27 protein-coding genes are annotated in these 25,695 nt (G+C 59.2%); 18 read left to right on the top strand and 9 right to left on the bottom strand.

From position 1 onward, the window contains the following. Positions 1–12: 12 nt before the first annotated feature. Complete coding sequence (locus M5M_RS09770; RefSeq protein ID WP_015047324.1) at positions 13–1,659, top strand: AMP-binding protein; 1,647 nt, start codon at positions 13–15, stop codon at positions 1,657–1,659. Here M5M_RS09770 and M5M_RS19510 read toward each other — a convergent pair. Continuing rightward, positions 1,656–3,662 (bottom strand): ATP-binding protein, encoded by a 2,007-nt coding sequence (locus M5M_RS19510; protein WP_016389332.1) that lies wholly within the window; start codon positions 3,660–3,662, stop codon positions 1,656–1,658. The two genes, M5M_RS09770 and M5M_RS19510, sit on opposite strands and share 4 nt — an antisense overlap. 135 nt (positions 3,663–3,797) lie before the next feature. On the opposite strand from M5M_RS19510, the gene nrdR reads away from it, so the two are divergent. The 12 genes from nrdR (at position 3,798) to M5M_RS09705 (ending at position 13,804) form a co-directional block, all read left to right on the top strand. Next, a complete protein-coding gene (gene nrdR, locus M5M_RS09760) occupies positions 3,798–4,265 on the top strand; it encodes a transcriptional regulator NrdR (RefSeq protein WP_015047322.1) in 468 nt (155 codons plus the stop codon). Beyond that, on the top strand, positions 4,262–5,386 hold the full coding sequence (gene ribD / locus M5M_RS09755) for a bifunctional diaminohydroxyphosphoribosylaminopyrimidine deaminase/5-amino-6-(5-phosphoribosylamino)uracil reductase RibD (RefSeq protein ID WP_338057832.1): 1,125 nt from the start codon (positions 4,262–4,264) through the stop codon (positions 5,384–5,386). Before nrdR ends, ribD begins: the two co-directional genes overlap by 4 nt. Before the next feature lie 23 nt (positions 5,387–5,409). Next, positions 5,410–6,075 (top strand): riboflavin synthase, encoded by a 666-nt coding sequence (locus M5M_RS09750; RefSeq protein WP_015047320.1) that lies wholly within the window; start codon positions 5,410–5,412, stop codon positions 6,073–6,075. Between the two features lie 11 nt (positions 6,076–6,086). Then, on the top strand, positions 6,087–7,208 hold the full coding sequence (gene ribBA / locus M5M_RS09745) for a bifunctional 3,4-dihydroxy-2-butanone-4-phosphate synthase/GTP cyclohydrolase II (RefSeq protein ID WP_015047319.1): 1,122 nt from the start codon (positions 6,087–6,089) through the stop codon (positions 7,206–7,208). 34 nt (positions 7,209–7,242) lie between these two features. Continuing rightward, a complete protein-coding gene (gene ribH, locus M5M_RS09740) occupies positions 7,243–7,713 on the top strand; it encodes a 6,7-dimethyl-8-ribityllumazine synthase (RefSeq protein ID WP_015047318.1) in 471 nt (156 codons plus the stop codon). Between the two features lie 2 nt (positions 7,714–7,715). Then, on the top strand, positions 7,716–8,165 hold the full coding sequence (nusB, locus tag M5M_RS09735; RefSeq protein WP_015047317.1) for a transcription antitermination factor NusB: 450 nt from the start codon (positions 7,716–7,718) through the stop codon (positions 8,163–8,165). A 54-nt stretch (positions 8,166–8,219) separates the two neighbouring features. Then, positions 8,220–9,191, top strand: a complete 972-nt coding sequence (gene thiL / locus M5M_RS09730; RefSeq protein WP_015047316.1) for a thiamine-phosphate kinase — start codon at positions 8,220–8,222, stop codon at positions 9,189–9,191. After that, positions 9,184–9,666 carry a phosphatidylglycerophosphatase A family protein gene (locus M5M_RS09725; protein ID WP_015047315.1) on the top strand — a complete coding sequence of 161 codons (483 nt, stop codon included), beginning with the start codon at positions 9,184–9,186 and terminating at the stop codon, positions 9,664–9,666. The genes thiL and M5M_RS09725 overlap by 8 nt, the downstream gene beginning before the upstream one ends. Before the next feature lie 171 nt (positions 9,667–9,837). Continuing rightward, on the top strand, positions 9,838–10,449 hold the full coding sequence (gene ribA, locus M5M_RS09720) for a GTP cyclohydrolase II (RefSeq protein ID WP_016389331.1): 612 nt from the start codon (positions 9,838–9,840) through the stop codon (positions 10,447–10,449). Between the two features lie 61 nt (positions 10,450–10,510). Beyond that, the gene (locus M5M_RS09715) at positions 10,511–12,562 is read left to right on the top strand and encodes a CHASE domain-containing sensor histidine kinase (RefSeq protein ID WP_015047313.1); all 2,052 of its coding nucleotides are present in this window, start codon (positions 10,511–10,513) and stop codon (positions 12,560–12,562) included. Continuing rightward, a complete protein-coding gene (locus tag M5M_RS09710; protein WP_162141156.1) occupies positions 12,555–13,412 on the top strand; it encodes a diguanylate cyclase response regulator in 858 nt (285 codons plus the stop codon). The genes M5M_RS09715 and M5M_RS09710 overlap by 8 nt, the downstream gene beginning before the upstream one ends. Beyond that, positions 13,409–13,804, top strand: coding sequence for a response regulator (locus tag M5M_RS09705; RefSeq protein ID WP_015047311.1), 396 nt, complete (start codon positions 13,409–13,411; stop codon positions 13,802–13,804). The genes M5M_RS09710 and M5M_RS09705 overlap by 4 nt, the downstream gene beginning before the upstream one ends. Here M5M_RS09705 and M5M_RS09700 read toward each other — a convergent pair. From M5M_RS09700 to M5M_RS09685, 4 genes are all read right to left on the bottom strand, one after another. Then, the gene (locus M5M_RS09700) at positions 13,788–14,507 is read right to left on the bottom strand and encodes a leucine-rich repeat domain-containing protein (RefSeq protein WP_015047310.1); all 720 of its coding nucleotides are present in this window, start codon (positions 14,505–14,507) and stop codon (positions 13,788–13,790) included. The two genes, M5M_RS09705 and M5M_RS09700, sit on opposite strands and share 17 nt — an antisense overlap. Next, positions 14,504–16,408: a 1-deoxy-D-xylulose-5-phosphate synthase gene (dxs, locus tag M5M_RS09695; RefSeq protein ID WP_015047309.1), complete on the bottom strand. Its 1,905-nt coding sequence runs from the start codon at positions 16,406–16,408 to the stop codon at positions 14,504–14,506. Before dxs ends, M5M_RS09700 begins: the two co-directional genes overlap by 4 nt. Positions 16,409–16,504: 96 nt before the next feature. Beyond that, positions 16,505–17,386, bottom strand: coding sequence for a (2E,6E)-farnesyl diphosphate synthase (gene ispA, locus M5M_RS09690; RefSeq protein ID WP_015047308.1), 882 nt, complete (start codon positions 17,384–17,386; stop codon positions 16,505–16,507). Positions 17,387–17,401: 15 nt separating this feature from the next. Further along, positions 17,402–17,638, bottom strand: coding sequence for an exodeoxyribonuclease VII small subunit (locus M5M_RS09685; RefSeq protein ID WP_015047307.1), 237 nt, complete (start codon positions 17,636–17,638; stop codon positions 17,402–17,404). 230 nt (positions 17,639–17,868) lie between these two features. Here M5M_RS09685 and pomA point away from each other — a divergent pair, with 230 nt between their 5' ends. The 5 genes from pomA to M5M_RS09660 all read left to right on the top strand — a co-directional run bounded on the left by pomA (position 17,869) and on the right by M5M_RS09660 (position 22,530). Then, entirely contained in the window at positions 17,869–18,630 is a 762-nt protein-coding gene (gene pomA / locus M5M_RS09680) for a flagellar motor protein PomA (protein ID WP_016389330.1), read from the top strand. 16 nt (positions 18,631–18,646) lie between these two features. Beyond that, positions 18,647–19,630, top strand: coding sequence for a flagellar motor protein MotB (locus tag M5M_RS09675; protein ID WP_015047305.1), 984 nt, complete (start codon positions 18,647–18,649; stop codon positions 19,628–19,630). Further along, positions 19,630–20,232: a PilZ domain-containing protein gene (locus tag M5M_RS09670; protein ID WP_015047304.1), complete on the top strand. Its 603-nt coding sequence runs from the start codon at positions 19,630–19,632 to the stop codon at positions 20,230–20,232. The genes M5M_RS09675 and M5M_RS09670 overlap by 1 nt, the downstream gene beginning before the upstream one ends. A 462-nt stretch (positions 20,233–20,694) precedes the next feature. Beyond that, positions 20,695–21,255 carry an HNH endonuclease gene (locus tag M5M_RS09665; RefSeq protein WP_015047303.1) on the top strand — a complete coding sequence of 187 codons (561 nt, stop codon included), beginning with the start codon at positions 20,695–20,697 and terminating at the stop codon, positions 21,253–21,255. 36 nt (positions 21,256–21,291) lie between these two features. Then, a complete protein-coding gene (locus M5M_RS09660) occupies positions 21,292–22,530 on the top strand; it encodes a multifunctional CCA addition/repair protein (protein ID WP_015047302.1) in 1,239 nt (412 codons plus the stop codon). Here M5M_RS09660 and M5M_RS09655 read toward each other — a convergent pair. From M5M_RS09655 to tsaD, 4 genes are all read right to left on the bottom strand, one after another. After that, complete coding sequence (locus tag M5M_RS09655) at positions 22,505–23,371, bottom strand: hypothetical protein (RefSeq protein ID WP_015047301.1); 867 nt, start codon at positions 23,369–23,371, stop codon at positions 22,505–22,507. The genes M5M_RS09660 and M5M_RS09655 overlap by 26 nt on opposite strands. A 75-nt stretch (positions 23,372–23,446) precedes the next feature. After that, positions 23,447–23,965: a 2-amino-4-hydroxy-6-hydroxymethyldihydropteridine diphosphokinase gene (folK, locus tag M5M_RS09650; RefSeq protein ID WP_015047300.1), complete on the bottom strand. Its 519-nt coding sequence runs from the start codon at positions 23,963–23,965 to the stop codon at positions 23,447–23,449. Further along, a complete protein-coding gene (folB, locus tag M5M_RS09645) occupies positions 23,965–24,318 on the bottom strand; it encodes a dihydroneopterin aldolase (protein WP_015047299.1) in 354 nt (117 codons plus the stop codon). The genes folK and folB overlap by 1 nt, the downstream gene beginning before the upstream one ends. Continuing rightward, positions 24,311–25,354 (bottom strand): tRNA (adenosine(37)-N6)-threonylcarbamoyltransferase complex transferase subunit TsaD, encoded by a 1,044-nt coding sequence (gene tsaD, locus M5M_RS09640; RefSeq protein WP_015047298.1) that lies wholly within the window; start codon positions 25,352–25,354, stop codon positions 24,311–24,313. Before tsaD ends, folB begins: the two co-directional genes overlap by 8 nt. Positions 25,355–25,695 lie beyond the last annotated feature (341 nt).

Here is a 25,695-nt window from a genome sequence, read left to right as displayed (position 1 = left end):
AACGGAGCGGCAATGAGCTATCAACTTCCCCTCGCCCAATTCAGTCAGCGTGTGGCGCAGCATCCCGATAAACCCTGGTTGTTCCAGCCGGTGGAGCGGCAATGGCGGCAGTGGACCTGGGCCGAGGCCGACCGGCAGGCCCGCACGATTGCCAGTGGCCTGGCCGCCCGTTACGGCAAGGGCGACCGGATTGCGATACTGGCAAAAAATTCCGCCGAATGGTTTATCGCCGATCTGGCCATCACCATGGCTGGCATGATCAGTGTGCCCATCTATTCAACCGCCAGTGCCGATACCATCAGCTATGTGTTGGAGCACAGTGACGCGCGCGCGATTTTTCTGGGTAAGCTGGATGATATTGCCGCGGCAGACGATGCGATTCCCGAGTCGGTATTGCGTATCGGCTTTCCGTACGAAACCGCGCGGACAACGGCCCATTGGGATCAATGGCTGGTGCAGTACAAGCCGCTCGAACAGTTGCCCGAATTTCAGCCCGACGATATTTACACGCTGGTGTACACCTCCGGCTCCACCGGCAGACCCAAGGGCGTGGTACTGACCCACCGCAATGTGGGGTCGTCCAGCTACACCACCGCAGCGCAGGTGGAGTGGCGCGATGATGATCGCTGCATGTCCTACCTGCCGTTGGCACATATTACCGAGCGCTGTGTGGTGGAGATCATGTCCTACTACGCGGGCGTGGCCATCTATTTTGTGGAAGCGCTCGATACCTTTGTGGATGACGTGAAATATTGCCGGCCGAGCTTTTTCATTTCCGTGCCGCGGCTGTGGACCAAGTTTCAGGCCGGAATCCAGGAAAAATTGCCCGAGCGCAAGCTGCGTCGGCTACTCGCGATTCCGTTTGTGGGCAAACTGGTGGCGCGCAAAATCCGTGCGGGTCTCGGGCTCGACAAGGTGCGCGTGTTCGGTTCCGGCTCGGCGCCCATTTCGCCCGACATGTTGCGCTGGTACCGGCGAATTGGTATCGACATCGCCGAAGGTTGGGGCATGACCGAGACCTCGGGATTGTCCTGTTCCAATTTGCCTTATAACCCCGATCGCATCGGTACTATCGGCACGCCCGTGGCCTGCGTGGAAATGCGTTTGGGCGAAAACGATGAAGTGCAGATCCGCGGTGACGCGGTGTTTACCCGCTACTACAACAACGAAGAGGCCACGCGCGAATCCTTCGTGGATGGCTGGTTCCGCACCGGTGATCGGGGTCAGGTGACGGCAGACGGCGCCTATAAAATTATTGGTCGTCTGAAAGAGCAATTCAAAACCGCCAAAGGCAAATACGTGGCACCGGCGCCGATTGAGAACAAGCTGGCGCAGAATGACAGCATTGATCAGGTGTGTGTGCTGGGGCTGGGGCGTCCCGCGCCCGTGGCTTTGGTTGTGCTCAATGACGCAGGCCTCGGCAGCGACAAAAAATTGGTGCAGGCCTCGCTGGAGCAAACCTTGTTGCAGGTGAATGGCGAACTGGAATCCCATGAGCGGTTGGGTGCGTTGATTGTGTTGGCCGAGCCGTGGACGGTGGAAAATGGCCTGCTCACGCCAACGTTGAAAATCCGCCGCGGGCCAATTGAGGATTGCTACGGCTTTTTGCTGGACCGGATGAACGACAAGCCGGTGCAGTGGCAGGTGGATATGGGTTAACTGAAGCGCGCCAGGGTATCCAGGAGTTCGTCGTACTGGATGGGTTTGGTCAGGTAAGCGTCCATGCCCACGCCTTGGGTCCGCTCGCGGAAATCCGATAGCGCATGGGCCGTGAGTGCAATCACGGGCAGGTGACGGGTGCGGGCGTCGGCCTTGATTTCGCGCGTGGCCGTGAGGCCATCTTTCACCGGCATTTCGCAATCCATGAAGATCAGGTCGGGCAATGGATCGCTCGCGAGGGCGTCGGTCAGCAGGCCGCCGTGATCAAACATTCTCGCCTGTATGCCCAAGCGATGCAGCAATCCGCCCACAACCCGTTGGTTGACCGGATTGTCTTCGGCAATCCACACCTTCAGGTGCTGGAAATTGGTCTGGCTGCCGGCTTTTGTCCGCGGTGTCTGCGCGATCGGGTCGCATGGCTGCCAGGGCAGGCTCACAATAAAGGTGCTGCCCTGCTTGAGCTCACTGCGCACGCTGATGTTACCGTGCATCGCCTCCGCGATCCGTCGGCAGATAGCCAGGCCAAGGCCCGTGCCCGAAGGCGGCTTGCCGGCGGCGTGACGTTCCTGCTCAAACGGTTGAAACAGACGGGTCTGTAACTCCTCGCTGATACCCTGGCCGTGATCCGTCACGCTTAACTGCAGCGCTTGGTCCCGATGCTGTGCGGTGATGACGATATCGCCCTGTTCGGTGAACTTGATGGCATTGCTGATCAGGTTGGCGACGACCTGCTGCAGGCGTGGGCCATCGAGCATTTGGGCCGGCATGGCGGGGTCGGCCTGTACCACCAGGTTCAGTCGCTTGGCATCGGCACGCTGGCGGAACATGTCGGCGCATTGTTGGATCAGCGTCGCGATATGGGTCGGTGCTGGCGCAAGATCAAATTTGCCGGCTTCAATTTTGGAAAAATCCAGTACGTCATTGATCACCGACAGCAGCAATTCGCCCGACGCCTGCAAGGTGTCGACGATGTCTTGCTGCTCTGCGTTGAGGCTTGAGTCGCGCAGCAATTCCGCCATGCCCAGGACGCCATTGAGCGGCGTGCGGATCTCGTGGCTGATGGTGGCCAGAAAGCGGCTTTTGGCGGCATTGGCGGCGTCGGCTTGCAGGCGCTGCTCCAACGCCTGGCGGTGCGCGCGGTTGAGCAATGCCTGGGAAAACTGGTCGGCCATTTCCGCCACGACATTAATTTCATCCACGCTCCATTGGCGTTCGGTTCCGGTTTGTTCGCAACAAATTACGCCGCGGATGGCATCGCCATTGCGGATGGCGGCATCGAGCATGGAGTAGATGTTGAGCTGATCCAGATAACCCACGGCAAATTCATTGGTGCGCGGGTCGGTGCGGGCCGCATGGGCATCGATAGCGCGCCCGGTAATAAGCGCACTGAAATAATTGGGGTAGTCGTCGCGCGCGAGCGACACGCCTTTGTGAAACTGTTGGTCGGACCGGGTAAACAAACACACCAGATCGAGCTGGTCCTGCGCGTCGTTGAGCAGCCACAGACTGGCGCGTTCCACTTCAAGCCATTCGGCGCAATGGCGGGTGACCGCTTCGGCGACGGCATCCAGGTTACCCATGGCCACGTCGCTGGAGGAGGCCACGGCTACGACCCGTTGCTGGGCGTCCTGCAATCGGTGTTGCCTGCCGAGACCGGGCAGGCAATCACTGATAAAACCGTACATTTCATCCTGGTCGTCAATCAGGCCGGTCTCCCAGACCCACTTGATGTTACCCGCCTTATCGCGGATCCGGTATTCGATTTCGAACGGCTTCCGGGTCGACAGGGTGTCGTCCATGGAGGCTTGCACGGCGGGCAGGTCGTCGGGATGGATGATGCCGTTGAAGTGGATTTCACCGCGCATAAATGCGTCGGCCGCGTAGCCGGTAATGGCTTCAACCGGCCCGTCCATTTCGAGCATAGTAAACGCATCGTCAGACCGGCAGCGATAGACGAGCCCGGGTAGAAACGCGTGTAGGCGTGAAATCAAACGATCTTGCATAGCGCTGCGCAGTTGCTGACCTGTAGGTCACAATCAGTCATCAGTATAGTTGATGCTGGCCGCGGGTGCCTTATTCATACGTTTGAACGGCTTCCTGTGGTACCATGCGCGCCAGTTTCTCACTGGTATTGCCCTATGCATTGTCCCTTCTGCAGCGCCGATGACACCAAGGTAATCGACTCCCGTCTGGTGGCCGAAGGCGATCAGGTGCGCCGGCGTCGCGAATGCCTGTCGTGCCGCGAACGCTTCACCACCTATGAAGTGGCCGAGCTGTTGATGCCACGCATCATCAAGCAGGATGGCACCCGTGAGCCTTTTGATGAAAACAAGCTGCGCGCCGGGTTATTGCGGGCGCTGGAAAAACGCCCGGTGTCGGTGGAAGACATCGAGTCCGCACTGAACCAGATCAAGCACGCGTTGCAAGCGACCGGCGAGCGCGAGATCCCCTCTCGCCTGCTGGGTGAAAAAGTCATGGAAAAGTTGCGCAGCCTGGACGAAGTGGCCTACGTTCGCTTTGCTTCGGTCTATCGCCAGTTTCAGGATATCAGTGAATTCCGCGATGAAATTGAGCGCCTGGAACGCAACCCACGCGGCGCGGACTGAATCTCTTGCACACCCAGGAATTTTACATGGCCCGCGCACTGCAGCTGGCAGAGCAGGGTATCTATAGCACTCGCCCCAATCCGCGCGTGGGCTGTGTGTTAGTGAATGAGGCCGGTGCGATCGTGGCTGAAGGCTGGCATCAGCGCGCCGGTCAGGGCCACGCCGAAGTGAACGCGCTGGCAGCGCTGGGCGGCAGTGCCAAGGGCCTGATCGCTTACGTCACACTCGAACCCTGCAACCACACCGGGCGCACCGGACCCTGCTCCCAGGCGCTGATCGACGCCGGCATCAGGCGCGTGGTATTCGGTATGCAGGATCCCAACCCCCGGGTGGCAGGCAGCGGACTCGCGCGCCTGCGCGATGCCGGGGTGGAGGTACAGGGCCCGGTGCTGGAAGCCGGTTGCCGGGCGCTCAACCCGGGCTTTATCAAACGCATGGAACAGGGCCTGCCCTGGGTCCGGGTCAAGCTGGGCATGAGTCTGGATGGCCGTACCGCAATGGCCAGTGGCGAATCCCAATGGATTACCGGGCCGGCTGCGCGCGCAGACGTCCAAAAACTGCGCGCGCGCAGCTGCGCTATCGTCACCGGTATCGATACCGTTTTGCACGATGATGCGGCCCTGACCTTGCGAGCGGGCGAGTTACAGCTGCCCGAGCCGCAATGCAGCCTGGCGCTGGCCAATCCGCCTGTGCGGGTATTGCTTGACCGGCGTTCGCGCCTGCCCGCAGGCAGCCGGTTGTTGTCGGCGGGTGGTCCTGTATTGCTGGTACAGGGCGAGCCTGAAACGTATGCCGATGCGGCCGTGCCCTACAGCCATTTGTCCCTGCCCGAAGCGCAGAGTGATGGCGGCGATTTGCGCGCTTTGCTGGAGGCCCTGGCTGCGCGCGAGTGCAACGAAGTGCTGGTCGAGGCGGGTAGCCGGTTGGCGGGCAGTTTTATGGCGGCGGGTCTGGTGGACGAATTGGTGCTGTACATGGCGCCGACCCTGTTGGGCTCCAGTGCCAGGCCGTTGTTGCAACTGCCGCTTGAGCAGATGGCAGAACAACGCAAGCTGGCGATTACCGATATGCGCGCAATCGGTGGCGATTGGCGTATAACCGCCCACCCGGTGGGCGACTGATTTTTCACTCTCTGGGAGAGCGTATGTTTACCGGTATCATTGAAGCGGTAGGTGAAATCCTGGTGGCCCAGCCCGCCGGTGGCGATCTGCGGCTGCGAGTGAAGACCCACGGACTGGATTTACAGGATGTGGCGCTGGGCGATTCTATTGCCACCAATGGCGTGTGTCTGACCGTGGTGGAATTGCCCGGCGACGGCTATTGGGCCGATGTGAGCGTGGAAACGCTCGACAACACCACCCTGCGCCAGTGGGCAGTGGGTCAGAAGGTCAACCTGGAAAAAGCACTGACACCCACCACCCGTCTGGGCGGGCATTTGGTCAGCGGTCATGTGGATGGCGTGGGCGAAGTGGTCAGCCGGCACACGGATGCCCGTTCGGAGCGTTTTCGCTTGCGCGCGCCCGATCACTTGGCCAAATACATCGCGCATAAGGGCTCAATCACGGTGGATGGCACCAGCCTGACAGTCAATGCCGTCGACGGGGCGGAGTTCGAGCTTAATATCGTGCCCCACACCCTTGAGAAGACGGTGATGGGCACCTATAAAGCAGGCACGCGGGTGAATCTGGAGGTGGATTTGCTGGCGCGCTACCTCGAAAGACTATTATTAGGGGACAAGGCGGCACAGACCGGCACCCCGGACTCAGGCATTACCATGGCATTTCTGGCGGAGCACGGCTTCAGCCGCTAACGGGACGAGATATGGAACTTAACAGCGTAGAAGAACTGATCGACGACATCCGACAGGGCAAGATGGTCATCCTCATGGATGACGAGGATCGCGAAAACGAAGGCGATCTGGTGATTGCCGCCGAGCAGATCCGGCCCGAAGACATCAATTTCATGGCCAAACACGCCCGTGGGTTGATTTGCCTGACCCTGACCGAAAAGCGTTGCCGCCAATTGGATCTGCCGCTGATGGTGGGGGGGCGTCACAACGGCGCCCAGCACAGCACCAATTTCACGCTCTCCATCGAGGCCGCGACCGGCGTCACTACCGGTATTTCCGCCGCCGACCGGGCACGCACCGTGCGCGCGGCAGTGGCGCGCGAAGCGAAAGCAGAAGACATCGTCCAGCCGGGTCATATTTTCCCGCTCATGGCTCAACCCGGCGGTGTGTTGAGCCGTGCGGGCCACACCGAAGCCGGTTGCGACCTGGCGCGTCTGGCGGGTTTCGAGCCGGCGGCGGTGATCGTGGAGATCATGAATGAAGATGGCACCATGGCGCGCCGTCCGGATCTGGAAGAGTTCGCCAAAACCCACGATCTGAAAATCGGCACCATTGCCGACCTGATCCACTACCGTTCGGTGAAAGAAAAAACCGTCGAGTGCATCAGCACCCGCCCGGTTAAAACCGGTTTCGGTGAATTCGAACTGAAAACCTATCGCGATGTGGCGCGGCAGGAATTGCATTTTGCCCTGGTCAAAGGTCCGCTTAGCGCCGATGAGCCCGCGTTGGTGCGGGTCCACGTGCAGGACAGCGCGCGCGATCTGTTCACCATTCAGCGCCCGAGCGATACCGAGTACAAACCCTGGACCTTTCACGCCGCACTGGAGGCGGTGGAGCGGGAAGGCAAAGGTGTGGTGGTATTGATCTGTCACACTGAAAGCGCACAGGAAATTGCCGACAACGTGGACTGGATGCTGTCTGGCCGTCAGCGCCAGATCAGTCAGGATAAAGTGTATAAACAAGTGGGCACCGGCGCCCAGATTCTGCGCGATCTGGGCGTGCGCAAAATGAAACTGATGTCGGCGCCACTGAAATTTTCGGCCATCTCCGGCTGGGATCTGGAAGTGACAGAACAACTGTCCTGCCCCGACTAATTTTTTTGAATAGAATGTATAAACAGGAAACCCCATGAGCAAGATTACCGTTGTCGAAGGCGATTTCACCCAGTGCAAAGGCAAGTACGCGCTGATTGTCAGCCGTTGGAATAGCTTTGTTGTTGAAAGCCTGAAAGACGGCGCGCTGGATACCCTGCGTCGCCACGGCATCAAAGACGAAGACATCACCATCTACTACGCTCCCGGCGCCTTCGAGTTTCCGCTGGTGGCTCAAAAGCTGGCGGCAACGGGTAAGTTCGACGCCATCATTGCGCTCGGTGCGGTTATCCGCGGTGGCACACCACACTTTGAATACGTGGCCGGTGAGTGCACCAAAGGTCTGGCGCAAGCCTCCATGGCCAGCGGTGTTATCGTGACCTTCGGCGTGCTCACCGTCGATTCCATCGAGCAGGCGATTGAGCGTTCCGGCACCAAGGCCGGCAACAAGGGTGTGGAAGCCACGCTCACCGCACTGGAAATGGTCTCACTGCTGTCCAAGGTATAAACATGAACGTCTCTGCTTCTGCGCGCCGTCAGGCGCGCCACTACGCCATGCAGGCGCTCTATCAATGGCAGATGGCGGGTTCCTCGCTGAACGCCATCGAGGCGGAGTTCCGCACGGATTACGACATGGCGAAAGTGGATCTGGCCTACTTTCAGGAACTGTTGCACCAGGTGCCCGCACAGCTGGATGCACTGGAGGCCGCGTACGCGCCGCACCTGCAGGGGCGCAATCAGGACGAACTGGATCCCATCACCCAGTCGCTGCTGCGTCTGAGTACCTACGAGCTGAAAAACCGCATCGATGTACCCTACAAAGTGGTCATTAACGAAGCGGTTGCGCTGGCGAAGAAATTTGGCGCCACCGATGCGCACAAGTTCATCAACGCCGTGCTGGATCAGACTGCTGCGCAGTTGCGCGCGGTGGAAGTGCAGGCCGAGCGCGGCCGCAATTGAGTTTGCGATAAATGGATTTAGCGCCGTGCCGACGGCAGCAATTGAGGAACCGATATGGCGTTGGGTGAATTTGAACTGATCAAGCGTTACTTCTACCAGTCTGCACGTGCCTTTGGAGTGCAGATGGGCATTGGCGATGACTGTGCCCTGTTGCAGGCGCCGGAGGGCAAGGTCATTGCTGTGTCAATGGACACGCTGGTAGGCGGCATTCACTTTCCCCGCAACGCCGACCCGGAACTCATCGCCGAACGCGCCCTGCGTGTGAACCTGAGTGATCTGGCGGCCATGGGCGCTGAACCTTTGTGGTTTACCCTGGGCCTCACCATGCCCAAAGTGGACGAGCGTTGGATGGAAGGCTTTGCCCGCGGGTTGTTCACGGTAGCCGATGAATACAACATTGCCCTGGTGGGGGGCGATACCACGCGCGGCCCGTTGGCCATCACCATTCAGGTGCATGGCGCGGTGGAATCCGATCACGCGCTGATGCGTGCCAATGCCCGCGTGGGCGACCTGATCTACGTTACCGGCAACGTGGGCGATGCGGCGGCGGCGCTGGCGGTTATCCGGCAGGAATTGACGGTCGGCAAGTCGGCGTTCAATTATTTTATGTCCCACTATTATCGCCCCCAGCCGCGCCTTAAAGAAGCCAAAATGTTGCGGGGCATCAGCCAGTGCGCCATTGATGTGTCCGACGGTTTGCTGGCGGATCTCGGGCACATTTGTGAAGAGAGTGGCGTGGGTGCGAAGATCGATCTCGAGCGCATCCCCGTATCCACTGCGCTTAACAAAGTGGCAGAAGCCGAACAGATCGCCGACTGGGCATTGGCCGGCGGCGACGATTACCAACTGTGTTTTACCGTCTCGCCTGACAAGCTGGGTCAGGTACAGGCACTGATCGATGCCGGCAAGCTGCACGCCAATGCCATTGGTGAAATCGTTAAAGGCAGTGGCGTTGAAGTGCTGCTGGAAGGTGAGGTGTTTGAACCCAAACGACGCGGCTACAACCATTTCGACACCGATGCGTAGCCTGCCCGGGTGGCGCGCCTTGTTGGCGGACCCTCGTCTGTTTTGCGCGCTGGGGTTCGGCAGTGGGCTGGCGCCGAAAGCGCCCGGGACCTTTGGCACGCTGATGGCACTGCCGCTGTTTCTGATTTTGCAGCCGCTGCCGGCGTGGGTTTACGCCGGGGTGGTGCTGGCGGCATTTTTTCTGGGTATTTACCTGTGCGGCTATGCCGGTCGCTGGCTGGGTGTCAGCGATCACGGCGCCATCGTCTGGGATGAATTTGTCGGGCTCTGGATCGCATTGTTTTTGGTGCCCCAGGGCTGGGCCTGGCTGGTCTACGGGTTTTTGTTATTCCGCCTGTTCGACGTGCTGAAGCCCTGGCCGATTGACTGGGCGGATAAACAGGTCAAAGGCGGTCTCGGCGTGATGCTCGATGACGTGTTGGCGGGCGTGATGGCTTGGTTCGTGGTGCAGGCAACGGCCCAGGTGTTGGCGTAAACCGGTGTTTGCGGCTGGTATGTCTGTGCGCTGGCAGGGGTGGGAGGAAACGTCCCCCGAATCATCCGGCCAGGCAACAGTTTTTTTGATAAAGCCGATCTCGATCGGAAACGGGGTGTGTGGGTTATTCGTGCGCGCTTTTGACTGCCACCCTTGTGTAAGAGGTTTATTGTGAGCATTCGCTATATAGAATCCTGTCGGCTGCCTACCCCCTGGGGTACTTTTGACATGCATGGCTTTGAAGATACCACCAGCCAGAAAGAGCATGTGGTGCTCACCATGGGCGACGTGCGCGGCGACGAGCCGGTGCTGGCCCGCATCCACTCCGAGTGCCTGACCGGTGACGGCTTGTTCAGCCTGCGCTGCGATTGCGGCGCCCAATTGCAGGCGGCTATGTACAAGGTCGCCCAGGCCGGTCGCGGCGCCATTTTTTATCTGCGCCAGGAAGGCCGGGGTATTGGCCTGCTCAACAAGATCCGCGCCTACCATTTGCAGGATTGCGGTGCCGATACCGTGGAGGCTAATGAGGCGCTGGGTTTTGGTGCCGATATGCGTGACTACACGATCCTCAAGCCTATGATCGAGCATCTGGCCATTGAGAAAATCCGGCTCATGACCAACAACCCGCGTAAAGTCAAAGCGTTGCAGGACATCGGCATTCCCGTGGTCGAGCGCCTGGCCCACCAGACAGGACGCAATCCCCACAATGCCAAGTACCTTGAAACCAAGAAGGGCAAATTGGGACATCTGCTGGAAGACGGGGCCGACGATTCCCCTCAATGAGGCCGCACGGGCGCTGATCTGCTGCTAGATTTACCGGACAGACCAAGAGAATGTCCGGTTTATGTCAACATTCCTACATGCATTGGGGGCCAAGCCGCCCTGGCTCGTTTTGCTGGTGTCTTTGTTGGTAAGTGCCTTTGCCACCTACATCACCCAGCAGGAAACCAATCGTGCCAGCCAGGAAGCGTTTGAGCGCCGGCTCGAAAAGCTTACCTTCGATATCTATCATCACCTGGACACCTATGTGAGCACCTTGCGTGCCGGTGTGGGTCTGTTTAATGCATCCGAACACGTGTCGCGGGAAGAATTTGGCGAGTTTGTGGAAACGCTGGATATCGACCGGTTTTACCCCGGCATCCAGGGCATCGGTTACGCCGCAATGGTCAGCAGCACTGACCTGAAAGGCTACGAAAAAGACCTGGTAACGCAAGGTTTTCCCGGCTTTATGGTGTCGCCGCCGGGGCATCGGGACTGGTATGTGCCGGTGACCTATCTGGAACCCTTCGATTGGCGCAATCAGCGCGCGTTTGGTTACGACATGTATTCCGAGCCCGTGCGTCGCGCGGCAATGGATCGGGCCATCAGCAGTGGCGAAGCCAGCGCCAGCGGCATCGTCACATTGGTGCAGGAAACCAAGGAAGATGTGCAGCTGGGCTTTTTGTTGTACCTGCCCGTGTGGGCCGACAATGCCCGGCTGGGCGATAAGCCGCAGGGCTTCGTCTATGCCCCCTTCAGAATGAAAAAGCTCATGCAGGGTGCGCTGGGTGAGCACTGGCCTGATCTGGTATTTCATATCGAGGACGTGAGTGACGAACCGGCAACACTGTACGCGTCGGTGCCGCCGCTGTCCTCGGGGCGTTTTTTTGGTGAAAGCCAACTGGCGTTTGCCGGTCGCAGTTGGCGATTGACCGCGCGCTCGACACCGGCATTCGATAGCGAAGCCGGTGGCAGCGCGCCCTGGTTGGTGTTGGCAGTGGGGCTGCTCGATAGCCTGTTGTTGTTTGTGATGGCGTTGACGCTGGTTTCACACCGGCGAAGTGCCCAGCTGCATGCGGTCAAGTCGCAGGAGCAGCTGTTTCTGGCGCAGAAATTTCAGCAAATGGCAGACCTGGCTCCCACGGGTTTATTGTTGGTCTCCGAGACGGGTGAGGTTTGCCTGCACAACCGCGAGGCTGCACGCTTATCCGGCTACGAAGATGAGCTGGTGAATAAAAACGTGGCCGATTTGCTGCCGGTGGTCAGTGGCGGGGTTGGCTTGGAACGCAGCGCCAGCGATGGCGCATTGCACTGTCGCGGTGGGCGGACGGTGCCGGTGGAGGTGCGGCATACGTCGCTGACGGTGAACCAGGTTCCCTTCGAGGTGTATACCCTGATCGATATCCGCCAGCGCTTACGACAGGAATCGTTGCTCAAGCAACGCACCGAGGCCCTCGAGCGGTTTGTGTACGCGGTTTCTCACGATCTCAAATCGCCCCTGGTGGCCATCGCCGGCCTGGTGGACCTGGTGATTCATCAGTTGCCAGCTAACGGCATGGAAGACAGTCGGCAATTGTTGGCCCGTGTAGTGCGCAACTGTAAGCAAATGGAAGGGTTATTGAACGATCTGTTGGCCTTGTCGCGCATCGGCCATCAGCAATTGCCGGTGGAGTCTTTCTCGTTGCCCGCACTGGTCGATGAATTGGTGCTGATCTACCGGCCCCAGCTGCGTGATCTGGGCGGCAAACTGGAACTGGTGTTGTCGTGTGAAGTGTTCTCCGGTTATCGCACTCTGGTACGCCAGCTGCTCGATAATCTGCTCGCCAATGCAGTCAAGTACCGGAGTCAGGTGCAGTCGCCCATTGTGCGGCTGAGTATCGCGCAAACCCAGGAGGGCGTGACTATCAGCGTGGCGGACAACGGGCCGGGTGTGCGCGAAGCCGATCGCCAGCGCGTATTCGATCTGTTCGTCCGCGCCCACACCAGCGGTGAAGGGTCGGGCGTGGGGCTGGCCATTTGTCGCAGTATCTGTGAGCGACACCAAGGCGATATCTGGGTAGAAACCAGCGATATGGGCGGCGCCCAGTTTGTGGCGCATTTACATTCTGTATCAGATTCGGATGGATCCAATGCATAGGCTAGCAATATTACACGTGGAAGATGAAGAGGATCATCGCCTGATCCTTGAGCGCATGCTGGCCGAGTCGGGCATGGAGTACCGTCTGCACCAATGCGAAGACGTTGATGCCATGCACGCGGCGTTAAAAGAGCAGGTGTTCGATATCTGTTTGTTGGATTTCTCCGTGGGCCTGGTAACCGCCAAGGAACTCTTGCCACAGTTGTCGGACTTTCCGGTAATTGTGGTCACCGTGCATGAAGATGATCAACTGGACAGCGAATTGATGCGACTGGGGGCCGCGGATTTTGTCGCCAAATCCGAGTTGTCGCCATCGTTACTGAAGCGCGTCATCCGTCATGCAGTTGAGCGTCAGGCCATACTTAACCAATTAAAAGACGAGTCCGAGCACGATGCCCTGACCGGTGTGTTTAACCGGCGCTATGGCATGCGTGCATTACGGAAACTGTCGGCTGATTACCGGCGTTATGGTTATCCCTATACGTTGTGTTTGCTCGACATGGATAACCTGAAAGCCATTAACGATCAGTTCGGGCATTTGGCGGGCGACGCGGCCATTCGCATGCTGGCATCGGCTATGGCGGCGTTGGTGCGCGAAGGCGATTCCGTGGTGCGCCTGGGCGGCGATGAATTTCTGGTGTTATTGCCTCACAGCAGCGTGTCGGACGCCGAGGCCATGTTGCAACGCCTGGCGCAGCAATTGGCAGAGCAGCCATTGCAATGGCAGGATCAGGCGGTTGGCGTGAGTGCCAGTGCTGGCCTGGTGGCTGGCGCCGGCGGCAAACCGGAGGCGGAATTGGAACAGGCTGACAAGGCCATGTACGCGCGCAAGCGCAAGGGGCGTGGATGACCGTGGCCAGACGGGTGATGTTGGTGGAAGACAACGAAGATCACCGCTTGTTAATCCGAGCCGCGCTGGCGGCGCTGCGTGTGGATCTTGTGAGTTTTGCCAGCGCAGAAGCCGCACTGGCGGGCTCGCCCAAAGAGTTTGACCTGATACTTGCCGACGTCCGGCTTGCGGGCATGAGCGGAATAGAATTTGCCGGGCACTGCAGCCCATTGGGGGTTCCGGTGGTCATGTTGTCCACCTCGGAAGATCCGGAAGATATTGCCGCGTGTTTACAAGCGGGTGCGGCGGGCTATGTTACCAAGGCGACGGGAATTGAAGCGCTGAGATCAAAGCTGTCTGAGGTGTTGGCGACATTCGTCGGTGAACACAAACCGCCTACTCAAAATCGCTGATACGTGCGGGCTCGCCGAACTCATCGACGCAGCGGCTGGGTATGCGCAGCGATGCTTTGGACTGTTTCAGCGCGTTTTTTATATTGACCAGATAATCACAGCGTTGCCTGGCATCGAGGCGGAATTCGACGGATTCCAGTTTCTCGAAGCCCGACAAAAAGTGCAGGTCAGTCACCGGATTGTCTTTCAGTTTGAGCTGGGTCAGCCGATCCAGTCCCTGTAATCCCCAGATATTCTTTATCTGATTGCCGGTCAGGTCGAGTTTTTCCAGCGCCTGCAGTGCGTTGAGTGCATCGGCATTGTCAATTTTGTTATGGGACAAGTCCAGCTCGGTCAGGCGGGTGAAGTGTTCAATGCCGGTCAGGCGCGAGATGGATTGACTGGGGCATGTCAGCGAGGTGATATCGGTCGCGCTGGCAATCGCGGCGCCGCCCGAGTGCGTGAGCGCGTGACTGACTGTGCGCTCGATGCAGTTGGCCAGCGCGTCGTCTGGTATGTACAGATCGCCGAGTTGCTGCAGTGAAGCGTCCAGTTCGATGCTGTTATTGCGCCTGGCGTCGCGCGCGGCTTTTAATTCGGCGTAACGTGCACTGGCTTCGGTTGCCATGCGCTGCTCGGCTGGGCCGGGTCCCGCACTGCATTTGCCCAGGGTGAAAACGCCGCCGGCCACTACAAAGAAAATAATCGCGGAGGACTTTTTCATGCGCTGGCGGCCGGCTTCAATCCCAGTTTGTCGCGCCGGTCGGTAATGCGGGCCAGAATGGCGTCGGCGTTTAATTCAGCATCGGCCAGCATTTCAGCCTGTTTGCCGTGTTCTACGTAGCGATCGGGTAAGCCGAGTTGCAGGACCGGTACACACAGGCCATGGCTGTTCAGCAGTTCGAGCACGGCCGAGCCGGCGCCACCCGCCACGGCGTTTTCTTCCAAGGTCACCAACAGTGAATGTTGTTTGGCCATGGTCAGCACGAGTGTTTCATCCAGCGGTTTAACCCAGCGCATGTCGCACACACTGGCGTTGAGCTGATCGGCTGCCGGCAGCGCATTGGACAGCAGGGTGCCAAAATTCAGAATGGCGATGTCTTTACCCTGGCGCAACTGTACGCCTTTGCCAACCGGCAAGGGCGTCAGTTCCGTCTCAATGGTAACGCCTGTACCGGTGCCGCGCGGGTAGCGCACGGCAGCCGGGCCGGGGTACTGATAGGCGCTGGTCAGCAATTTGCGGCATTCGTTTTCATCGCTGGGCGCGGCAATCACCATGTTGGGGACGCAACGCATAAAACTCAGGTCGAAGGCGCCTGCATGGGTGGGGCCGTCTTCACCCACCAGACCGGCGCGGTCAATGCCAAAGGTGACATCCAGGTTCTGGATGGCCACATCGTGAATTAACTGATCGTAGGCGCGCTGTAAAAACGTGGAGTAAATGGCGACTACCGGTTTCTGCCCTTCGCAGGCAAGTCCGGCCGCCAGCGTAACCGCGTGTTGTTCGGCGATGGCGACGTCGTGAAACTGGTGTGGGAATTCGCGCGCGAAGCGCACCATGCCAGAGCCTTCGCACATGGCCGGAGTAATGCCGACCAGGCGCGCATCCTGGGTGGCGGTATCGCACAACCAGTCGCCGAATACGTCCTGGAACTTGGGTTTTTTCGGCGCCGCCGGGTCGGTGACCGGGCGCTTGGGCTCAATTTTATTGAGCGCGTGATAACCCACGGGATCCGCTTCGGCAGGTTCGAAACCGCGGCCTTTCTGGGTGATCACATGCAGTAGTTTGGGGCCTTTGATATCGCGCAGATTGCTCAGGTAATGCACCAGCCGCTCGGTATCGTGACCGTCGATAGGACCCACGTAGTTGAAGCCGAGTTCCTCGAACAGGGTGCCGGGGCTTACCATGCCCTTCATGTGCTCTTCAGTGCGCTTGGCAAACTCCCACGCCGACGGAATTTTCGACAGCACTTTGCGGCTGCCTTCGCGCAGGCTGTTGTAAGTCTTGCTCGCCCAGATGCGCGAAAAGTAGGTGGCCAGTCCGCCCACGTTTTTGCTGATCGACATATTGTTGTCATTCAGGATGACCAACATGTCGGTTTCGGTGTGAGCCGCGTGCGTGAGTGCCTCAAAGGCCATACCACCGGTCATGGCGCCATCGCCGATGATGGCGACGGTTTTGTTGTCGAGGCCGGCCATCTGGTGGCCCAGCGCCATACCGAGGGCGGCGGAGATGGAGGTGCTTGAGTGGCCAACGCCAAAGCTATCGAACGCCGACTCGGTGCGTTTGGGGAAGCCCGCCAGACCACCGCGCTGGCGCATGCTGAGCATTTGCTCGCGCCGGCCGGTGAGTATTTTGTGCGGGTAGGTCTGGTGTCCCACATCCCACACCAGCTTGTCGGCCGGGGTGTTGTACACATAGTGCAGGGCAATGGTCAGCTCGACCACGCCGAGGCCAGCACCAAAGTGACCGCCGGTCTGGCCCACGCAATACAGCAGGAAGTGGCGCAGTTCGTGCGCCAGTTGGTCCAGCGCTGCCGTGTCCAGCGCACGCAGCGCTTCGGGGCTGTTGACGCTGTCCAGTAATGGCGTGGCCGGGCGGCTTCTGGGGATTTCCTTAAACATGCAAATGGCGGGCTAACAGGCTGACCGAATCGGCCATTTTAGGGGTTGGGGCCGCCGGTGGCTAGTGTCCTGTCAGACAAGTGTTCGCCGGCCGGCTCAGTGACGGCGTTGGACAATGTAGTCCGCCAGCTCGCGCAGGGGGTCGGCGCCCTGATCAAAGGGTTGCAGGGTGTCGAGAGCGTCCCGGTGCAATGCTGCCACCCGAGCCTGCGCACCACTGAGCCCCAGCAGCGACACATAAGTGGGTTTGTTCAGTGCCTGATCGGCGCCTTGGGTTTTGCCCAGCGTGGCGGTATCGCTGGTGACATCCAGTATGTCGTCCTGGACCTGAAACGCCAGGCCGATGGTCTCTGCATAGTGCACCAGCGCCTGTCGTTGGGCGTCCGTGGCACCCGCCGCCGTAGCCCCCAGTTCCACTGCAGCGCGGATCAGCGCCCCGGTTTTGTGCCGGTGCATGCGTTCCAGCTGCGTCAGGGTGAGTTGGCGATTGACGGCCTCAAGGTCGATGGCCTGACCCAATACCATGCCACGTGCCCCGGAAGCTTCGGCCAGGGTGCGCACAAACGCCAACCGCTGCTCTGCGCTGAACGGTGCTTGCGCCAGCAGTTCGAACGCCAGCGTCTGCAGGCCGTCGCCGGCGAGGATGGCGCTGGCTTCGTCGAAGGCGATGTGGGTGGTGGGTTTGCCCCGGCGCAGGTCGTCATCGTCCATGGCCGGCAGATCGTCGTGTACCAGGCTGTAGGCATGGATGGCTTCCACCGCGGCGGCGGGCCAGTCCAGGTGCTGGCAGGGCGCGATTGCGTTGGCGGCGGCGTACACCAGTAATGGCCTGATGCGTTTGCCGCCGTTGGTCAGGCTGTAAGCCATGGCCTCGGCCAGTTGGCCACCCGGGCCTGTGAAGTCGCGGATGGCGTCGGCAAGGCGCGCGTCTACTGCTGCGATGACGTGGTCGCGCAGTGCCTGTAAAGCCGGGCCCATGCTATTTCCTCGGAATTATTGTTCGGGGTCGAGCGGCGTGGTTTGCAGTTCGCCATCCTGTTCCAGCAGCAGATTGACCCGCTGCTCGGCCTCGGCCAGTCGGGTCTGGCATTCGCGCGTGAGCTGGACGCCTTCTTCAAAGGCCTTGAGCGACTCTTCCAGTGTCAGTTCGCCCTTTTCCATGCGGTTTACCAGCGCTTCCAGCGCCGCGAGCGATTGTTCAAAGTCCTGTGGCTTTTTGCGACCGGTCATGACGGGGCTCTCATTTTTAAAGCCGCAACCCTATACGAGCGGCCCACAGGGGTCAATCGGCCGTGCGCTTGCCATATACCTGACTAAACTAAGGAAGACGAGTTTCAGTATTTCCGGTGGCAGACGATATACAGGGCAATCCCCTGCAATCTGCACTGCATCGTTCAGTGTCACGGGGAACCGCGTTAACGGAAGGCTGGCCGGCGCTGGCTTACCAAAAGGAGCATTTTGTGGATTTAGCCACTCTCATCGGTTTATTGGGCACCCTGGGCCTTATTGTTACCGCCATGTTGATGGCCGGGAATCTCGGTATGTTTGCCGACGCCCCGTCCTTTGTCATTGTGGTGTGCGGGTCGGTCTTTGCGGTCATGATCAAGTTTGGTCTCAGCCATTATCTGTCGGCCATGAAGATTGCCGGCAAGAGCTTCATGTTCAAGAGCACCGACCCGGTAGACCTGATTGCCGAAATCGTGGAGCTGGCAGATGCCGCCCGTAAAGGCGGTCTGCTGAGCCTGGAAGGCAAGGAAGTGAGCAATCAGTTTTTGCAAAAGGGCATTCAGTTGCTGGTGGATGGCCACGACCCGGAAGTGGTGAAGACACTGCTGTCGAAAGACAAAGCCCTGGCCATTGAGCGGCACGAGAACGGCGCCAAAATTTTTGCCGGCATGGCGGAAACCGCACCGGCCATGGGCATGATCGGCACACTCGTGGGGCTGGTGGCCATGCTCTCGAACATGGATGACCCCAAGTCCATTGGCCCGGCCATGGCCGTTGCCCTGTTGACCACGCTGTATGGCGCAATCATGGCAAACGGTATTTTCGGGCCCATGGGCGACAAGCTGAAACTCCGCGCCTCCGAAGAAGCGCTCACCAAGAGCCTGATTATCGATGCCTTGCTGGCGATTCAGGGTGGGCAGAATCCGAGGGTGATTGATTCGATGCTGCGCACCTACCTGCCGGAAGGCAAGCGCGAAGCTGCGGACGCGGGTTGAGTGCTGAAGGAATTTCATGGCTGACGAAGAACACGACTGCAAATGCCCGCCCCCCGGGCTACCGGCCTATATGGGCACCTTCGCAGACCTGATGGCGCTGCTGATGTGCTTTTTCGTATTGCTGCTGTCTTTTTCCGAAATGGACGCCATGAAATTCAAACGCCTGGCCGGCTCCATGGCGCAGGCTTTTGGCGTGCAGAACAAACTGAATGTCAACGATATTCCCAAAGGCACATCCATCATTGCCCAGGAGTTCAGTCCGGGCACGCCGGACCCCACCCCTATCAATGAAATCTGGCAAAAAACCGAAGACGTCACCGAGATGAGTCTGGAGGTGCAGTGCAACGAGGAGTACGACGTCGAGCAGGGCGAGGTGAGCAGCGATGCAGGTGTGAAAGCGCGCATCCGTCAACAATTGGAAGAGTTGATCCAGCAGACTGAACAGGACGCCATCGACCTCGCTCAATCCCTGCATGACCAGATTGTCGCCGGTGAAATCGAAATCGAGACCGAAGGCCGCAAAATCATTATCCGCATCCGCGAGAAAGGCTCGTTCCGTTCAGGCTCAGCTGAGTTGGTGGGCAATTATGCGGATGTGATGGAAGAGATCCGCGCGGTGTTGCGGGCCAAGCCCGGCAAGATCGAGGTGCAGGGCCACACCGACAATGTACCCATCGCCACCGCCCGCTACCGATCGAACTGGGAGCTTTCCTCCAGCCGTGCGGTGAGTGTGGCGCAGGAGCTGATGCGCGGAAATGAAATCAATCCGCGTCGGTTCCAGGTCTCGGGCTTCGCCGAAACCAAACCGCTGGTGGCCAACGACAGCAGCGAAAACCGCGCGCGCAACCGGCGGGTGGAAATTGTCATCCAACAGGGGCTGGATTCCGATCTGGATCAGGCCGACCTGGAAGTACTGAAAGAAGAGGGGCAGGATATTTTGCGGGATTTGAATCTGGACCCGGACTACATGTTTGACTTAGACCCCAGTGAGGTTTTCTGATGGCTGAGCGACGCCGCTTTTTCCGGATTAACGACAAGGTGGGGGTGGCCTACCGCGTACTCACCGAGGAGGAGGCCAACAGCCGGACCGAGCGGGATGCGGAACCGGTGGACACCCTGAGCCTGTTGTCGCGCTACGAGAACACCATTACCCAGTTGCTGCCGGGCATACAGTCAGAATCCATGCGTGAGCTTTTCGGTGCGCTCAACAACAAGATCAATTGCATCATTGCGCAGTTGGAACTCGATAGCCGTCTGGTGCGCGAAATCGCGCACAGGGTGCGCGAGGTCAATATTTCTGCCTGTGGCATGGCGTTTATTGTGGACGAGCAGATTCCGGCGGGAAAAATCCTGAGCCTGGACCTGATCCTGCGGCCAGAAGGTCGTCATATCGCCACTTACGGGCAGGTGCTGGATTGCGAAGCGGGTGATAAGGGATTCTATCTGCGCATCAATTTTATGGCGCTGTCGGCCATGGATCAGGAAAGCCTGATCCAGCATATCGTCAAACGCCAGGGCAGCTTGCTGAGAGAGCAGCGCCAGCTGGATGATCAGGCGGAGGTCAGTGAGCTGCAGGCTGCGTTGCGTCAGGGACCCAAGTAAGGCCGGTAAATTGCGGCCTGGATCACACTTCAGGGCTTTGTACGAGATGTCTTACAAGCGCTGACGCCAATGTCCACTATGGCGCTCAGGCCGGAAGCGCGATACTGGCGGGGTAGGGAAGCAAATCATGGATGATGGCAGGGAGTTAGACGGACCGACGCCGCATAAAATGCCCGAAGGATTTGGGTACCATCCTGTTTAAAGGCCGCAGCATTCGTGCTGCGGCCTTTATATTTTCCACTGCCACGAAAGTGTCATCTTCATTCCGTAAAAAAGGTTGACCGTCAGTGCATTTTTTATACACTGAGGTTATCAATCGTGCGGGGTGACTGCTTTCTACTGCATAGCGCTACTCACAAGTGACAAGCCTCTGCTGCCGGTTCTGGCGGCACCAAGACCCCTCTCGCTCTCAAATACCTCCTCCGATAGTTCGTTCACCCATCTGCTCAGGGAGAGTCGTTGATGGAAGCGCGTATTCTGCGGTTAAATCTGGCGGGCCAGCCAATCGAGTGGATTCACTGGCAGGAGGCGGTGTGTCTCTATGCCCGGGATCTGGTGACCTGGACATTGGGAGGCGTGGTGCGGCGGGTGACCGGTGGTTACTCGCAGCTGTCCGGTCATATCAGCCGGATCGAGTTACCTGCGATCATGGCCGTTGGCGGCAGTCATCTGGCGCCCATGCGCACAGTGCCCCCGCTCACCAACCGTGCCCTGTTTCAGCGCGACGATTACCGTTGCCTCTACTGCGGCAAACGGTTCAGTTTTATGCAGCTTTCGCGCGACCATGTGCATCCCACCAGCCGCGGCGGCAAAGATCGTTGGCAGAATGTGGTGGCCGCGTGCAAGCGTTGTAATCAGCACAAGGGCAACCACCTGTTGTCTGAAATCGATATGCCGCTGATCGCGTTGCCGTACAAACCCAACAATGCGGAATACCTGGCCCTGGTCAACAGCGACCGCATTCGTGGCGATCAAATGGAATACCTGCGTGCACAGTTCTCCAGTAACAGCCGCTGGCTGTAGTATGCTGTGTGCCGCGTTTGCTAAAAGGTAATCAGTGTGCAGGTGTATTTGGTGGGTGGCGCAGTGCGCGACCAGTTGTTGGGCTTTCCATTTCACGAGCGGGATTGGGTGGTGGTAGGTGCCACGCCCGAGCACATGCGTGCGCAAGGCTATGAGCCAGTGGGTAAAGATTTTCCCGTTTTTCTGCACCCGCAAACCAAGGAAGAGTACGCGCTGGCGCGCACGGAGCGGAAGTCCGGGCCTGGCTATACCGGGTTTACTTTTCACACCGATCCGTCAGTGACGCTTGAGCAGGACCTGATCCGCCGCGACCTCACCATTAATGCCATGGCGCAAACCCCAGAGGGCGAAATCGTCGATCCCTATAACGGGCAAGCGGATCTGCACAATAAATTGTTGAGGCATGTGTCACCGGCTTTTGCCGAAGACCCGGTGCGCATTCTGCGCATCGCCCGCTTTGCTGCCCGCTATTCTCACCTGGGCTTCACTGTCGCGCCCGAAACCAATCGGTTAATGAAAGCCATGGTTGATGCCGGCGAAGTGGATCATCTGGTGGCAGAGCGTTGCTGGAAAGAATTGGTGCGGGCACTGGCCGAACCCAATCCCGAGGTGTTCGTGCAGGTGCTGCGTGATTGTGGCGCGCTCGCACGCATTATGCCGGAGCTGGATGCGCTTTGGGGGGTGCCGCAGCGGCCCGAGTACCACCCGGAAGTGGATACCGGCGTGCACACGCTACTGACGCTCAGACAGGCGGTATTGCTCACGCCCGACGGCGAAACCCGTCCCCGCTTTGCCGCCTTGGTGCACGATCTTGGCAAAGGCATTACGCCCGTCGACCAATTACCGCGTCACATCAACCATGAAAACCGGGGCGTGCCGCTGGTGAAAGCCTTTTGCTCTCGCCTTGGGGTGCCCAAAGAGTATCGTGAATTGGCGATCGTGGTGTGCGCCCAGCACCTGAACTGTCATCGCGCGCTGGAGCTCAGACCAGAAACAGTGTTGAAGTTATTCCAGACGCTCGATGCATTCCGGCGCCCGGAACGCCTGCCCCTGTTCGTGCAGGCGTGTATGGCTGATGCGCGCGGGCGCACGGGGTTTGAACACTGCGACTACCCGCCGGCCGAGTATCTGCCCGCGGCCTATGGGGCGGCGGCAGCCGTCAAAGCCCAGGCACTGGTTGCGCAAGGGCTCAATGGCCCCGCGTTGGGCGCCGCCATTGCAAAAGCGCGCACCAGCGCCATCGCTGAGATCAAGGCCCGGTTTGTGGCAGCGTAATGCCGGGGCTGACACAGGCTTTGACCTGATAGCGCAAGCCATAGTCGGCCACGTCGTCCTTGCTGATCGCCAGATATTGGTAGTCGTTCAATTCAATCGCGCGCTCACCGTCTGCCAGCACACAGCGCGATTTTTCAGCCGCTTCAAAATAGTAAATGAACTGTGATAACAGGCGACTGATCGTGCGTTCGTAGCCGCTGGTATCCACCGCGACCAGGTTGATGTCCCGCTCAGACCTTGCCGCTTCAAGCGCCGGTTCCTCCTGCTGGCTGAACAGGTCGGCCGATTGCATGATCAGCAGCCAGCTCAACACGAACCGGATGCACAGGGTGGACACCGGGTAGGGTATGTCCCGGAACAAACGCTGATGGCTCACACCCACAAGGCGCAACAGAAAAATTGCCAGTAAAAACAATGGGAAGAACAGCCCGATAATCACCAATGCCAAAACGCTGATACCAAAGGCGTAACCGGGCAAGTTCAATAACAGGGCAGTATTCAGCGAGTAGGGCAGGAAATCGGCGTTGACCCCGGTCAACTGATTGATCAATCCCGCCGCCGAGGCAAATGCAAAATTTGCCACCACAGCGTAAAACAACAGGATGGCCGCCTTGCCGGCCAGACTCTCCCACAGGCGGACAAAGCGCGGCCAGAAATCCAGTATCAGCCCTGCAATGGCGAGCAGCGCTGCGGTGCCACCGTGTAGCGGAAGAGCAAGCAGTGCGAGCAGGTAAAATTTCTGAAAACCTGTGAGCCGATGCCAGCGTTGGTGTAATGCTTCACGCCAGTTTTGCCATCGGGTAAGCGGTAGGTGCGGGAGTTTGAAGCCGGGCTTGTCCATGTGCTCGAGTCCTGACGATGATCGGGCCAGGGTTGAGAATACTGCGCAATGAAGCAGCAATAAAGCCGCGACCGATCAGGACGCGACGGGGCTGAGCTCGCGTCCGCACCAGATAAAACTGACGGGCCAGAGTTTTTGTGACGGGTTGCTGTAGGCTTGCCACAGGGCTGCGTAGGTTTCGGACCGACCGGGCAGTATGTCGTCCGGCGCCAATTCGGATAGTGGACGCAGCACAAACGCATTGAGCCACACTTCATCCCTGGGCAGTTCAACACCTGCGTAAACCCCCACCAGATCGTCGTAGGTGAGAATATCGATATCGAGCGTGCGGGGGGCGAACTTGGGGCCGTCGCGCAGGCGGCCGTTGGCATCTTCAATGGCTTTTAAGGCTTTTGACAGTGCCGCCACGTCCAGTGATGTGTGGATACCCACCACCAGGTTGTAAAAATTGCGTCCATCAAAGCCCACAGACAGGCTTTCATACACCGGAGAAATGTCGAGTGGGCCAAAGGTCTGCGCGAGCGCATCCAGCCCGGCACAAAGGTGCTTGTGCTTCTGGGTATTGCTGCCCAAACCTAAAAATACCCGTGCCATCAACGGCCACGCTCGATGAATACGGCCACATTCTGCGCGCGCGGCAGGGCGCCGGGCTTGCTGAGCTTTAACGTCAACCGGGTCACACCGAATTCTTTTTGTACCAGTGCGGCTATTTGCTCCGCTAAGGTCTCCACCAGCTGGTGCGATGACCCTTCGGCAAATGCGATGATGCGATCGGTAATGGCTTTGTAATCCAGGGTTTTACCCAGGTCGTCACTGGCGGCGGCGGGGCGGATATCGGTGGTCAGCGTCAGGTCCAACAGCAGCCGTTGGCGCAGTTCGCGCTCCCAGTCGTACACGCCGATGACAGTCTCGATCCACAGGCCTTCGATCATGATCTGGTCAGTCATGGGCATTGTCCAAGGGCGGCAGGCTTTCCATGGGCCAGCGCGGGGTGACGGCAATGGGCAGTGGTTCGGTCTGCCCCGCCAGCAGGCGCTGGGCACCGGCGTAGGCGATCATGGCGCCGTTGTCGGTACAGAAGCGGGGCCGCGCATAAAACACGCCCGCCCCCATTTTTGCCAACTCCGCTTCCAGTTTTTCCCGCAGGGCTTTGTTGGCCGACACACCACCGGCGATGATCAGGCGCTTGAGGCCCTCTTGCTTGAGCGCGCGCCGGCATTTGATCACCAAGGTCCCAACCACGGCTTCCTGAAAGGCAAAGGCGATATCGGCGCAGGTCTGGTCGTCGGGCAGACCGTTGGCCTGGGCGTGCTCGGTCACCGTATTGAGGGTGAAGGTCTTGAGCCCGGAAAAACTGAAATCCAGCCCGGGCCGGTCGGTCATGGGGCGAGGAAAGGTAAAGCGGCCGGGCGTGCCCTTTTCGGCAAGACGCGCGATGTGTGGGCCGCCCGGGTAGTCCAGATCCATCATTTTGGCGGCCTTATCGAAGGCTTCGCCGGCGGCGTCGTCCAGTGATTCGCCCAGCAGCTTGTAGCGGCCGATGCCATCTACCCGCACCAGCTGGGTGTGCCCACCAGAGACCAGCAGGGCGATAAACGGGAAGGCGGGCGGATTGTCTTCCAGCATGGGTGCCAGCAAGTGGCCTTCCATGTGGTGCACACCCACGGCGGGAATATTCAGAGCGTAGGCCAGCGAGCGGCCGATGCCGGCGCCGACCATCAACGCGCCAATCAGGCCGGGCCCGGCGGTGTAGGCGACGGCGTCCAGGTCTTGCTTATCAAGACCCGCTTCATCCAATACCTGCTGGATCAGTGGCAGGGTTTTCTGCACATGGTCGCGCGAGGCCAGTTCCGGCACCACGCCGCCGTATTCGCTGTGCAGATCAATCTGGCTGTAAAGAGCGTCAGCCAACAGGCCTTTGTCGGTATCGTAAAGGGCGATACCGGTCTCGTCGCAGGAGGTTTCAATGCCAAGTACGCGCATGCCGTTTCAGTATTTGCCGGTGTGGGCCGGCATGATACGAGGGGGTGGTGAATGATGCCAGTAGTATAGGCGGCTTGGGTGGGGGCTTGGTGCTGCAAGTTGGGCACATTTTTCTGACAATGGGCGGGCAATAGGGCAGACATTCCGGGGACGCGTAAAAACCCGTCGGGCCCGGACCCCATGCGTAGCCTGGGGTCGTGCGGCTGCGCGCAATACGATGTATTGCAATCGCTTGCCTCACCCCTGTAGCTCGACGGCGGCCCTGCGGGACCGGCCCTCAATCATGGATTGAGGGCGTTGCAGCGAATGCAAAGCATGCTTTGCCAGCAATTCGCCGCAAC

Source organism: Simiduia agarivorans SA1 = DSM 21679, from assembly GCF_000305785.2.
Lineage (GTDB): Bacteria > Pseudomonadota > Gammaproteobacteria > Pseudomonadales > Cellvibrionaceae > Simiduia > Simiduia agarivorans.
Note: the sequence above shows the minus strand (reverse complement) of the source record. Positions and strands in the feature narration are given on the sequence as shown.